This is a genomic window from Pseudomonas batumici (genome assembly GCF_036585405.1).
Taxonomy (GTDB): Bacteria; Pseudomonadota; Gammaproteobacteria; order Pseudomonadales; family Pseudomonadaceae; genus Aquipseudomonas; species Aquipseudomonas batumici.
Map to the genome: position 1 here is coordinate 4,955,876 of NZ_CP144470.1, position 12,429 is coordinate 4,968,304.

Consider the following 12,429-nt stretch of genomic DNA (forward strand, 5'->3'; position numbering starts at 1 on the left):
TGGGTTTCTCCCGTCGTAACGCCGCTCGATTCTCGCTCTTTCGCAGGCGTCCTCACAGTCTCAGCCGCAAGGTTTCAAAAAGCTGCCGATCTTCCTTTTTCGCCGAGCGCGCATGGCGCCGGATGACCTGCAACAGGCAATCCGTGAAGCACTGCGCCGGCTTGCTCAACGCGCCATTGCGGCGCGTCACGATGCTGAGCTGCCTCGGTTCGAACTGTTCAAGCAACTCCAGGGACACCAATCGACCAAGAAAGGGCGGTGCCATACTGAGGATGGACGGCCCCCAGGTACACATGTCGGCCCGCTCGAGCAGCATTTGCAGGATGGCCAGCGAATGAGCGCGGACGATGCGTTTTTCATCGATCCGAGCGCCGTGTTGCCAGAACAATTCCTGCATCAACCTATCGTGCCCGTCCGGCGCATAGTTCAGGGTCCAGTCCTGCTCCAGCAGTTCATGGATCGATCGCGCACCCTGGCAGGCATGACCCTGGCGGACCAGCACCGATGTCTGGTAGTCCAGCAAGGTCTCACTGGCGAACTCCTGGGCGGATGGCGTCGGGTGCAACTGGCCAATCGCAAAATCCATGCTGCCATCGCGCAACAGCGGCTGGGCCACCGCCATCAGGCTTTCGAACAGTTCCAGGTGAATTTCCGGCATGCGTTCGCGAAAGGCCACCACCACTTCGGGCAGGAAGGTCAGCGCGATCCAGGGGGTGACTCCGACACATAGCCGTCCCTGAGCCTTGCCACGCAGGTGATCAAGCTCGGTTTGCGCGTGTTCCAGCTGCTTGATCACCAGTCGGGCGTGAGTCAGCAGGACTTTGCCGTATTCGGTGAAGTTCAGGCCGCTGGGCGTTCGGCTGAACAGCGGTAGCTGCTGGCTGGTTTCAAGCTCGCGCAGGGCTTTGGTCACCGCGGCCTGGGAGATGTCCAGCGAACGCGCAGCAGCCCGGATACTGCCGGTTTCGGCACAGGCGATCAGCGCCTGTAATTGATGCAGCTTCATCTGCGCACCCTGGTGACAACTCATGGTTGTCATCATAACCAAACTGCGTCTCCCCAGCCCAGGGTCCCTTCCCTAAGATCCACTCCATCAACCGCTCAGCTCTTGTCGAAGGGGTACAAAAATGGATGCTGGCCATGTCCTGCCTGGTATTGCAGCGCTGCAAGATGAAATGATCGCGCTGCGTCGCAGCATTCACGCGCATCCCGAACTGGGCTTTGAAGAGTTCGTCACCAGCGAACGTGTTGCCCAGTGTTTGACCCAGTGGGGTTTTCAGGTGAGCACGGGTGTCGGCAAGACCGGTGTCGTCGGTACCCTGAGAAATGGTGAGGGCCGCTCCATCGGCTTGCGTGCCGACATGGACGCGCTACCGATTCAGGAAACCAGCGGTTTGCCCCATGCCAGCCGGATCGACGGGGTCATGCATGCCTGCGGCCACGACGGTCATACGGCAACCTTGCTGGCAGCCGCCAGGCACTTGGCCCGGACCCGGGCGTTCAACGGCACGCTGCAGGTGATCTTCCAACCGGCCGAAGAAGGGCTGGGCGGTGCCCGGAAAATGCTGGAGGACGGCTTGCTCGAACGCTTTCCGTGTGACGCGATCTTTGCCATGCATAACATACCGGGTTATCCCGTCGGACACCTGGGGTTCTACAGTGGACCGTTCATGGCCTCGGCCGACACGGTGACGATCAATATCATCGGCAGCGGCGGCCATGGCGCGGTGCCGCACAAGGCGGTGGACCCGGTGGTGGTCTGCTCGTCCATTGTGATCGCGCTGCAAAGCATCGTCTCGCGCAACGTCAACCCACAGGATGTGGCGATTATCACGGTGGGCTCCATTCATGCCGGCAGCGCTTCGAATGTGATTCCGTCCAGCGCCCAGATGAGCTTGAGCGTGCGTGCGCTGACGCCTGAGGTTCGCCAGTTGCTCGAAGTCAGGATTACCGAACTGGTCAAGGGGCAGGCCGCCAGTTTCGGCGCCCGCGCCGAGATCGACTATCAGCACTGTCATCCTGTGTTGATCAATCATCCCGAGCAGACCGCGTTCGCCCGCGAGGTCGCCCTGGACTGGTTGGGCGAAGAGCAACTGATCGACGACCTGCGGCCCTTCACCGCGAGTGAGGACTTCGCCTTCATCCTGGAAAAGTGCCCCGGCAGTTACCTGGTGATTGGCAACGGTGAAGGCGAGAGCGGCTGTCAGTTGCACAACCCCGGCTACGACTTCAATGACGCCTGCCTGCCGATCGGGGCGAGCTACTGGGTCAAGCTGGTCGAGCGTTTCCTGAGTTGAGACGCCGTATTTTCGCGCGTCGGTTTGTATAAAACATCGTCTGTGGTCTGAAGAGGAAAATAACAATGAACAAGATGATTGCGGCTGTATCCCTGGTTTTCCTGACGGCCTCCAGCCTGGCCGGTGCGGCCGACTGGTCCGGGAAAGTCTTGAGGCTGGGTATCGACCCCACGTACCCACCGCTGGAATACAAGAACAATGATGGCTCGCTGACCGGCTTCGGGGTTGATATCGCCGAAGCGCTTTGCGCCGAACTGAAAGCCCACTGTGTCTGGGTGGAAAGCAGCTGGGACGGGATGATCCCGGGGCTGCTGGCACGCAAGTTCGACGCGGTGGCGTCGTCGATGACCGTGACGCCCAAGCGCCAGGAGCAGATCGCTTTTACCGACAAGGTCTCCAATGCGCCGGCACGGCTGGTGGTCAAGCGCGGATCGGGGCTGCTGCCGACCCTCGAGTCCCTCAAGGGCAAGCGCATCGGCGTGGAGCAGGGCTCGACCCAGGAGGCTTTTGCCAAAGCCGTTTGGGGGACGAAGGGGGTGGACGTTCTGTCGTATCAGAATCAGGACCAGGTCTACGCCGACCTGGTGGTGGGCCGCCTCGATGCCTCGCTACAGGGGGCGATTCAAGCCAGCTACGGCTTCCTCGGTACTGCGGCGGGCAAGGACTATGAGTTTGCCGGTGCGACCCTGGATGATCCGGCCTTTTTCGGTGTCGGTGATGGCATCGGCTTGCGCAAGAGCGATGTCGAGCTGCGCGAAGACTTGAACAAAGCCCTCGCGACAATCCTGGCCAACGGTACTTACGCACGCATCAACAAGAAATATTTCGATTTCGACGTCTACGGCGCGAAATAACCCCCTCGTTCCGCTGAGCGGGGCGGTCGCACGGACCGCTCCGTTACGGGCCAAGGGGCAATCCCTAGTGATCCTCCGAACCTAAGCCTCCCAACCCGCCCCACTGACCGCCGCCTGCGCCAGTGGGTGCAAGTCCGCCCCCTGATGCTCGGTCTGCCAGGCCAGCAGCTCCTTGCGCATGCCGGGCGTCCAGAACATCTGCAGATGATTGCGCACGCCGAGCACGGCCTGTTGCTGGTCCGGTTCGCTGGCGAAGTACTGGGCGATCTGGTTGGCCATCTTGATCAGGTTGTCAGTGCTCATCGGCGCACCTCGGCTTTTGCTCCAGCGCTGCCTTCATGGCGGCGTTGCTCGAGCAGGCGTTGTTGTTCGTCGCTGAATTCCTGGTAGCGCTTTTGCCATTCGGAAGGGTGGTAGACGCGACTGACTTCCACGGCGGTGACCTTGTACTCCGGACAGTTGGTGGCCCAGTCGGAGTTGTCGGTGGTGATGACGTTGGCCCCTGATTCAGGGAAGTGGAAGGTGGTGTACACCACGCCTGGGGCGACCCGTTCGGTGACCCGTGCACGCAGTACGGTCTGCCCGGCGCGGCTGCCGATGCCGACCCAGTCGCCTTCGTTGATGCCACGGCTCTCGGCGTCGGTCGGGTGGATTTCCAGGCGGTCTTCGTCGTGCCAGGCGACGTTGTCGGTACGCCGGGTCTGGGCGCCGACGTTGTACTGGCTGAGGATGCGTCCGGTGGTCAGCAGCAGCGGATAGCGGCTGTTGACCTTTTCCTCGGTGGGCACGTAGCCGGTGAGCATGAAGCGCCCTTTGCCGCGTACGAATTCCTCGATGTGCATGGTCGGCGTGCCGTCCGGTGCCGCAGCATTGCACGGCCATTGCAGGCTGCCGTGGCGCTCCAGTTCGGCGTAGCTGACGTTGGTGAAGGTCGGTGTCAGGCTGGCGATTTCATCCATGATTTCCGATGGGTGCTGGTAGTTCATCGGGTAACCGAGGGCGTTGGCCAAGGCCACTGTGCCTTCCCAGTCGGCCTTGCCGCCCAGCGGTTCCATGACTTTGCGCACGCGGGAGATGCGTCGCTCGGCGTTGGTGAAGGTGCCGTCTTTCTCCAGGAATGACGCGCCCGGCAGGAACACGTGGGCGAACTTGGCGGTTTCGTTGAGGAAAATATCCTGCACCACGATGCATTCCATCGCCGACAGGGCCGCGGTGACGTGCTGGGTATTGGGGTCGCTCTGGGCGATGTCTTCGCCCTGGCAATACAGGCCCTTGAAGCCGCCGGCCAGGGCAGACTCGAACATGTTGGGAATGCGCAGGCCAGGATCGGGTTGCAGCGTAACGTTCCAGGCCTGTTCGAATTGCGCCCGTATCACCTCGTTGGAAATGTGCCGGTAGCCGGGCAACTCGTGCGGGAAGGAGCCCATGTCGCAGGAGCCCTGAACGTTGTTCTGCCCGCGCAGCGGGTTCACGCCCACGCCCTCGCGGCCGATGTTGCCAGTGGCCATGGCCAGGTTGGCGATGCCCATGACCGCGGTGCTGCCCTGGCTGTGTTCGGTTACGCCCAAGCCGTAGTAGATCGCCGCGTTGCCGCCAGTGGCATATAGACGGGCTGCGGCGCGGATGTCGGCAGCGGCGACGCCGCAGATGTTGCCCAGGACTTCCGGCGAGTTTTCCGCGCGGCTGACGAACTCGCTCCAGCGGGCGAAATCGCTGCCCTCGCAACGGGCGTCGATAAAGGCCTGGTCGAGCAGGCCTTCGGTGACGATGACGTGGGCCAGGGCATTGAGCATGGCGACGTTGGTGCCCGGGCGCAGGGCCAGGTGCAGTTCGGCGCGGCCATGCACCGTATCCACCAGGTCGATGCGGCGTGGGTCGATGACGATCAGCCGCGCGCCTTCACGCAGTCGGCGTTTGAGCTGGGAGGCGAACACCGGGTGGGCGTCGCTGGGGTTGGCGCCGATCACCAGGATCACGTCGGCCTGCATCACCGAGTCGAAACTCTGGGTGCCGGCGGACTCGCCCAGGGTTTGTTTCAGGCCATAGCCGGTCGGCGAGTGGCAGACCCGCGCACAGGTGTCGACGTTGTTGTTGCCGAAGGCGGCGCGCACCAGTTTCTGCACCAGATAGGTTTCTTCGTTGGTGCAGCGGCTGGAGGTGATCCCACCAATGGAGTCGCGACCGTATTTTTGCTGCAGCCGGCGGAATTCGCCGGCGGCGTAGGTCACCGCTTCATCCCAGCTGACTTCCTGCCAAGGGTCGTTGATGTGCTTGCGGATCATCGGCTTGGTGATGCGATCCGGGTGGCTGGCGTAGCCCCAGGCAAAACGCCCCTTGACGCAGGAGTGGCCGTGGTTGGCCTGGCCGTTCTTGTCGGGAACCATGCGCACCAGCTGGTCGCCTTTCATCTCGGCGCGGAACGAACAGCCCACGCCGCAATAGGCGCAGGTGGTGATCACGCTGCGTTCGGGTTGACCGAGTTCGACCACGCTTTTTTCCATCAGCGTCGCGGTAGGGCAGGCTTGCACACAGGCACCGCAGGACACGCATTCCGAGTCGAGGAAATTCTCGCCTCCGGCGGCCGCGACCCGGGATTCGAAACCGCGCCCGGTGATGGTCAGGGCAAAGGTGCCCTGGGTTTCTTCGCAGGCGCGCACGCAACGGTTGCAGACGATGCACTTGCTCGGGTCGTAGTCGAAGTAGGGGTTGGAGGTGTCCTTCTGGTCGGCCAGATGGTTGTCGCCGTCGTAACCGTAACGCACTTCCCGCAGGCCGACCTGGCCGGCGACGGTTTGCAGCTCGCAGTTGCCGTTGGCCGAGCAGGTCAGGCAGTCCAGCGGGTGATCGGAGATGTACAGCTCCATGACGTTGCGGCGCAGGGTGGCGAGCTTCGACGTCTGGGTGTGCACGTTCATGCCTTCGCTGACCGGCGTGGTGCAGGACGCCGGGTAGCCGCGCATGCCGTCGATCTCCACCAGGCACATGCGGCAGGAGCCGAAGGCTTCCAGGCTGTCGGTGGCACAGAGTTTCGGAATGGTGGTGCCCAGCAGCGCGGCGGCGCGCATCACCGAGGTGCCTTCGGGCACGCTGATGCTGCGGCCGTCGATGTTCAGGGTGACCTGCACCTGGCTGTCGCGGGCCGGGGTGCCGAGGTCGATATCGGTGTTCGGGTCGAAGAGCGTGATCATTGGTCGGCCTCCGAGGGCTGCAGACCGAAGTCGGCGGGGAAATACTTGAGGGCGCTGGCTACTGGATATGAGGTCATGCCGCCCAGTGCGCAGAGCGAACCGTATTGCAGGGTGTCGCACAGGTCCTTGAGGATGAGTGCCTGCTGATCGCGACCGTTCTGGTCGGGTGCGGCCAGCAGGCGGTCGATCACCTCCACGCCCCGGGTCGAGCCGATACGGCAGGGCGTGCACTTGCCGCAGGATTCCTCGGCGCAGAACTGCAGGGCGAAGCGCGCCATGTGGGCCATGTCCAGGCTGTCATCGGCTACCACCACGCCACCGTGACCGAGCATGGCGCCGATGGCGGCGAAGGCTTCGTAATCCAGCGGTGTGTCGAATTGGCGAGGTGGCACCCAGGCGCCGAGAGGGCCGCCCACTTGCGCAGCCTTCAGCGGCCGGCCACTGGCGGTCCCGCCGCCGTAGTCTTCCACCAGTTCCCGCAGGGTCAGGCCGAAGGCCCGTTCCACCAGGCCGCCGTGACGGATATTGCCCGCCAGCTGGAAGGGCATGGTGCCCAGGGAGCGGCCCATGCCGTAATCGCGATAGAACTGCGCGCCCTTGGCCAGGATCAGCGGCACCGAGGCCAGGGTCAGCACGTTGTGCACCAGGGTCGGCTGGCCGAACAGGCCCTTCAGGGCGGGGATCGGCGGCTTGGCGCGGACGATCCCGCGCTTGCCTTCGAGAGAGTCCAGCAGCGCGGTTTCCTCGCCGCAGATGTAGGCGCCGGCACCGACGCGCACTTCCATGTCGAAGGCCTGGCCGCTGCCGCTGACATTGGCGCCGAGGTAACCGGCGGCGCGGGCGACGTCCAGCGCCTCGCGCAGTGTGGCGACGGCCTGTGGATATTCCGAGCGCACATAGATGTAGCCGTAGCTGGCGCCGACGCTGAGACCGGCAATGGCCATGCCTTCGATCAGCAGGAAGGGGTCGCCTTCCATCAGCATGCGGTCGGCGAAGGTGCCGGAGTCGCCTTCGTCGGCGTTGCAGACAATGTATTTCTGCGCCGCCTGGGCGCTGCGTACCGTGCGCCATTTGATCCCGGCCGGGAAGGCCGCGCCGCCACGGCCACGCAGGCCAGAGTCGAACACGGCGGTGGCAGTCTGCTCGCCGCCCAGGGCGATGGCCTGGGTCAATCCGTCGAAGCCGCCGTGGGCCCGGTAGTCCTCGAGGGACAGCGGTCGGGTAATGCCGGCGCGAGCGAACAGCAGGCGTTGTTGAGTCTTCAGGTAAGGCAACTGCTCCACTGGGCCCAAGGCCAATGGATGGGAGGACGGCTCGCCTTGCAGTGCATCGAGCAGGGACGGCACGTCGGCAACGGTCAGCGGGCCGAAGCCGAGTCGGCCTTGCGGGCTGTCGATTTCCAGCAGCGGTTCCAGCCAGTACAAGCCGCGCGAGCTGGTGCGTTGCAGGTCCAGCGGCAGATTGCGTTCGCGGGCTTGAGTGGCCAGCGCCACGGCCACTTCATCGGCACCCACGGCATGGGCAACGGAATCAACGGGTAGATAGAGGCGCGGCATCATGCATCCTCCTGGCAGGCATCGAGCAGGGCATCCAGGCGTTCGGCGCTGAGCCGTGCATGCACCTGGCCATCCAGCTCCAGGGCGGGCGAGCAGGCGCAGGCGCCGAGGCAATACACCGGGCGCAGGCTGATGTTGCCGTCGGCGCTGCTGCCGTGGTCGTCCAGTTGCAGGCGTTCGCGCAACTGCGCGGCGAGCTGCTCGGCGCCGCGGCTCTGGCAGGACTCGGCTCGACACAGGCGCAGGATATGCCGGGCTGGAGGCGCGGTGCGGAAGTCATGGTAGAAGCTGATCACCCCGCGAACCTCGGCCTGACTCAGGTTGAGGGCGTGGGCAATCTCGGGGACGGCGGCATCGGGAATGTATCCGATAGCCTCTTGAATCGCATGAAGGATCGGCAACAGTGCGCCGGGGGAGCCTTTGTGGCGCTCCAGCACGCTGTTGACCATCGGCAGGTGCAACATCTCATCGGGCATACGGCATTCCTCACGGTCACGGACACACCAGGCGGTTGTCGGTTGTCCGAAAGTGTCGGCTGCGGCACTCACGCCACGTCACGGTATCGTGGCATTTTCAGGCCGTTGGCCAGGCACCCTGGGCGGGTATCTTGTTGGGCCCGGTGCGGTCTTTGCCACACCTCTTCGGGGCGTAAAAGGCAGCTTGCCATGCTGTCTTTGATTCGTGCGCACCAAAACGACGTGGGCGGTTCTTTCTGCGACTGCCCGTTGAGTCTAGAAGAGCGGGGCTCAAGGCGTTGTCCCTGAGGGGGTGTGATGCTCCTTTTTCCAGAAAGTCGAGACGAAAAAAAACCGCCTTAGTAGGGCGGTTTTTTCCGCAAGTCTGGCATTAAGCCGGCTTGCATATCTCACAGAGACCATCGATGTGGACTTTCAGTGTACTGGTGTCAGCTTCGTCATGCAACGCTGTGCTTGCTTTTTGACGACAAGGATTATTGAACCTTGATTGATCATGAAATATTTTGATCAACCTTAGTTTGAAAAATGTCCTTTTGGCAGGAGTTTAGGTCAGTGTGCTCAGGTACTATGTCCACGCTCTCACGTCCGAGAGTCCTTGTGAAGTAGCCAAGCCCGCGCGCGCATTCCGTCCTCCTGACACGGCTTAGTAACCCGTGCCGGATTTATTCAGGAGTTCACCAGCCTGGCCGCCTCACAGAGACCATCGATGTGGATCTCGAAGGCGTACATGTTCCGGTAAGTGCGCTGGAGGTTTGGCTCACTTTGGAGGGCCAAAGTATGTCAAAGATTCTGCGACGTACTTGGAGCCTCGTAGTGAACGCATTTCGGGCTTATCGCCTGTATGAGTTTCTACGGGATCATTTCGATAATCAGCGGTAAGGGTTATTGAAGTGGCCCGTCCTGGCTTAGGTCGGGGCGGGTTTAGCAATGCGTCCGCCATTTAATTTCCTATTCCCTCACGTTTTAGTGGCGATCGCGTTTTGTCTCATCACGAACGTTACATGTTAATTGTTAGAAGTGTGTTTTTATAACAATTAATCGTGTTGCTATAGGGGAATTGCTATGCACATTCTCACGTTGGAGCAACTGCGGGCCGCCACCAATGCGGGCGGTATCGCCGGGGGCAGTCGGCCCCGACCTGATCGTGCAGAAGCGCTTAAGCGCACGTATGGCGCCGCCGAGCACGACAAATGGTTTCGTGAGCAGGTGCAGCAGGGGTTGGCCGAAGCTGATGATCCGAATACCCAGTGGGTGTCGCATGAAGAGGCGAAATCGAGTTGGGCTGCGAAACGAGCGGGGTTGGCGAAACGCATTTAGGTCTTCGCTTCCATTCCCGATCCCCGCTGTTCACTGCGCCAATGCACTCTCCTTGGATGCGGCCTTGAAAAGCGATGGCGAACGCTACGCCAGGGCATCGTATTGCCAGGGCGAGATGGCAAGGCGGTGATTGATGTTTTGACGCAGGGGATGTTGCGCGGGGAGAGGGGTTAAGGTCCGGGCGATCTTCGATTGATGTCGAGATTGGCGGCGGTGGAGGGCAGGCTTACCGCGTTATCGTTCATCGCCAGCAAGCCGGCTCCTACAGGGCCGCGGTGCTTTTCTGCAGGCGAAAAAAAAGACCTTGAAATTCAAGGTCTTTTTTTAAGATGGTGCCCCGAGGGAGACTCGAACTCCCACTCCTTTCGAAAACGGATTTTGAATCCGCCGCGTCTACCAATTCCGCCATCAGGGCTCAATGGCGGCGAAGTATAGAGACGTGATTACCGTTGGTCAATCGGCTTTCGTGGTCAATTTTTACGATTTCCGCTAAACTTCCCGGCCCTGCTGAACGAACCCCATCATGCGCGTCGCTGACTTTACTTTCGAGCTCCCCGATTCCCTGATCGCTCGCCATCCTCTGGCCGAGCGACGCCTCAGTCGCCTGCTGACCCTCGACGGCCCCAGCGGCGCTCTCGCACACCGTCAATTTACTGATTTGCTTGAGTATTTACGCCCAGGCGATCTGATGGTGTTCAACAATACCCGGGTCATTCCAGCCCGCCTGTTCGGCCAGAAAGCCTCCGGCGGCAAGCTGGAAATCCTCGTGGAAAGGGTCCTCGATACCCACCGCGTGCTGGCCCATGTACGCTCCAGCAAATCGCCCAAACCCGGCTCCAAGATCCTGATCGAAGGCGGTGGCGAGGCCGAGATGCTCGCCCGCCACGACACGCTCTTCGAACTGGGCTTCGCCGAGGAAGTGCTGCCGCTGCTGGAGCGCGTCGGCCATATGCCGTTGCCTCCTTATATAGACCGCCCCGACGAAGGCGCCGACCGCGAGCGCTACCAGACCGTCTACGCCGAACGCCTCGGCGCCGTGGCTGCGCCGACCGCCGGGCTGCATTTCGATCAGCCGTTGCTGGAAGCCATTGCCGCCAAGGGCGTTGAAAGCGCCTTCGTCACCCTGCACGTCGGTGCCGGGACCTTCCAGCCGGTGCGCGTGGAACGTCTCGAAGACCACCACATGCACCACGAATGGCTGGAAGTCAGCCAGGAAGTGGTGGACGCCGTCGCCGCCTGTCGCGCGCGCGGCGGTCGGGTGATCGCGGTGGGCACCACCAGCGTGCGCTCGCTGGAAAGCGCCGCCCGCGATGGCGTGCTCAAGCCGTTCAGCGGCGACACCGACATCTTTATCTACCCGGGCCGTCCCTTCCACGTGGTCGACGCCCTGGTGACCAATTTCCACCTGCCCGAATCCACGCTGCTGATGCTGGTTTCGGCCTTTGCCGGTTACCCCGAGACCATGGCCGCCTACAAGGCCGCCGTGGACAACGGCTACCGCTTCTTCAGTTACGGTGATGCCATGTTCATCACCCGCAACCCGGCGCCTGCCGCACCCAAGGATCGGGCCCCAGAGGATCAAGCATGAGTCGCACCTGTCGTATGTCGTTCGAGCTGCTCGCCACCGATGGCAAGGCTCGTCGCGGTCGCCTGACCTTCCCCCGCGGTACCGTCGAAACCCCGGCCTTCATGCCGGTGGGCACCTACGGCACGGTCAAGGGCATGCTGCCTCGGGATATCGTCGCCACCGGCGCCGAGATCATCCTCGGCAACACCTTCCACTTGTGGCTGCGCCCCGGCACCGAGGTGATCAAGGAACACGGCGACCTGCACGACTTCATGCAGTGGAAAGGCCCGATCCTCACCGACTCCGGCGGCTTCCAGGTGTTCAGCCTGGGCGCCATGCGCAAGATCAAGGAGGAGGGCGTGACCTTCGCCTCGCCGGTCGACGGCGCCAAGGTGTTCATGGGCCCGGAAGAGTCGATGCAGGTACAGCGCGACCTGGGCTCGGACATCGTGATGATTTTCGACGAGTGCACGCCGTACCCGGCTGACGAAGACGTCGCCCGTGTGTCCATGGAGCTGTCGCTGCGCTGGGCCCAACGCTCGAAAAATGCCCACGGCGATAACACCGCCGCGCTGTTCGGGATTGTCCAGGGCGGCATGCACGAGAACCTGCGCAAGCGCTCCCTCGAAGGCCTCGACAAGATCGGCTTCGACGGTCTGGCCATCGGCGGCCTGTCGGTGGGCGAGCCCAAACACGAGATGATCAAGGTGCTGGATTACCTGCCCGGCCTGATGCCTGCTGACAAACCTCGTTACCTTATGGGTGTTGGCAAGCCGGAAGATCTCGTGGAGGGTGTGCGCCGCGGGGTGGACATGTTCGATTGCGTGATGCCAACCCGTAATGCCCGCAATGGGCATCTGTTCATCGATACCGGCGTGCTGAAGATCCGCAACGCGTTCCATCGCCACGATGAGTCGCCGCTGGATCCGACCTGCGATTGCTACACCTGCCAGAACTTCTCCCGCGCTTATCTGCATCATTTGGACAAGTGCGGCGAAATGCTGGGGAGCATGTTGAATACGATCCACAATTTGCGCCATTACCAGCGCCTGATGGCTGGTTTGCGCGAGGCTATTCAACAGGGTACATTGGCCGCCTTTGTCGATGCCTTCTACGCCAAACGCGGACTTCCCGTGCCGCCTTTGGACTGAATATTCAGAACTGAATTCTTGCA

At 62.2% G+C, this 12,429-nt stretch carries 10 protein-coding genes and 1 tRNA gene; 5 read left to right on the forward strand and 6 right to left on the reverse strand.

Annotated elements, in window-relative coordinates; genetic code table 11:
- Positions 1-52: 52 nt before the first annotated feature.
- Positions 53-1,042, reverse strand: coding sequence for a LysR substrate-binding domain-containing protein (locus NUH87_RS22560; RefSeq protein WP_338522743.1), 990 nt, complete (start codon positions 1,040-1,042; stop codon positions 53-55).
- Positions 1,043-1,127: 85 nt separating this feature from the next.
- Here NUH87_RS22560 and NUH87_RS22565 point away from each other — a divergent pair, with 85 nt between their 5' ends.
- On the forward strand, positions 1,128-2,297 hold the full coding sequence (locus NUH87_RS22565) for a M20 aminoacylase family protein (protein WP_338522744.1): 1,170 nt from the start codon (positions 1,128-1,130) through the stop codon (positions 2,295-2,297).
- A 65-nt stretch (positions 2,298-2,362) separates the two neighbouring features.
- A complete protein-coding gene (locus NUH87_RS22570; protein WP_040070654.1) occupies positions 2,363-3,151 on the forward strand; it encodes an ABC transporter substrate-binding protein in 789 nt (262 codons plus the stop codon).
- Positions 3,152-3,232: 81 nt separating this feature from the next.
- On the opposite strand, the gene NUH87_RS22575 is transcribed toward NUH87_RS22570, so the two are convergent.
- From NUH87_RS22575 to NUH87_RS22590, 4 genes are read right to left on the reverse strand one after another with little or no spacing between them, the layout of a single operon-like run.
- The gene (locus NUH87_RS22575) at positions 3,233-3,454 is read right to left on the reverse strand and encodes a formate dehydrogenase subunit delta (RefSeq protein WP_338522745.1); all 222 of its coding nucleotides are present in this window, start codon (positions 3,452-3,454) and stop codon (positions 3,233-3,235) included.
- Positions 3,451-6,339: a formate dehydrogenase subunit alpha gene (gene fdhF, locus NUH87_RS22580; RefSeq protein ID WP_338522746.1), complete on the reverse strand. Its 2,889-nt coding sequence runs from the start codon at positions 6,337-6,339 to the stop codon at positions 3,451-3,453. Before fdhF ends, NUH87_RS22575 begins: the two co-directional genes overlap by 4 nt.
- Positions 6,336-7,898: a formate dehydrogenase beta subunit gene (locus tag NUH87_RS22585; RefSeq protein ID WP_338522747.1), complete on the reverse strand. Its 1,563-nt coding sequence runs from the start codon at positions 7,896-7,898 to the stop codon at positions 6,336-6,338. Before NUH87_RS22585 ends, fdhF begins: the two co-directional genes overlap by 4 nt.
- Positions 7,895-8,371: a formate dehydrogenase subunit gamma gene (locus NUH87_RS22590; RefSeq protein WP_338522748.1), complete on the reverse strand. Its 477-nt coding sequence runs from the start codon at positions 8,369-8,371 to the stop codon at positions 7,895-7,897. The genes NUH87_RS22585 and NUH87_RS22590 overlap by 4 nt, the downstream gene beginning before the upstream one ends.
- Positions 8,372-9,433: 1,062 nt before the next feature.
- Between NUH87_RS22590 and NUH87_RS22595 the strand changes: the two genes are divergently transcribed.
- The gene (locus NUH87_RS22595) at positions 9,434-9,688 is read left to right on the forward strand and encodes a hypothetical protein (protein WP_338522749.1); all 255 of its coding nucleotides are present in this window, start codon (positions 9,434-9,436) and stop codon (positions 9,686-9,688) included.
- Positions 9,689-10,018: 330 nt separating this feature from the next.
- On the opposite strand, the gene NUH87_RS22600 is transcribed toward NUH87_RS22595, so the two are convergent.
- A tRNA-Leu gene (locus NUH87_RS22600) sits at positions 10,019-10,103 on the reverse strand.
- A 108-nt stretch (positions 10,104-10,211) separates the two neighbouring features.
- On the opposite strand from NUH87_RS22600, the gene queA reads away from it, so the two are divergent.
- Both queA and tgt read left to right on the forward strand, forming a co-directional pair.
- Positions 10,212-11,276, forward strand: coding sequence for a tRNA preQ1(34) S-adenosylmethionine ribosyltransferase-isomerase QueA (gene queA / locus NUH87_RS22605; protein WP_338522750.1), 1,065 nt, complete (start codon positions 10,212-10,214; stop codon positions 11,274-11,276).
- A gap of 14 nt (positions 11,277-11,290) precedes the next feature.
- A complete protein-coding gene (gene tgt, locus NUH87_RS22610) occupies positions 11,291-12,406 on the forward strand; it encodes a tRNA guanosine(34) transglycosylase Tgt (protein ID WP_167337458.1) in 1,116 nt (371 codons plus the stop codon).
- Positions 12,407-12,429 lie beyond the last annotated feature (23 nt).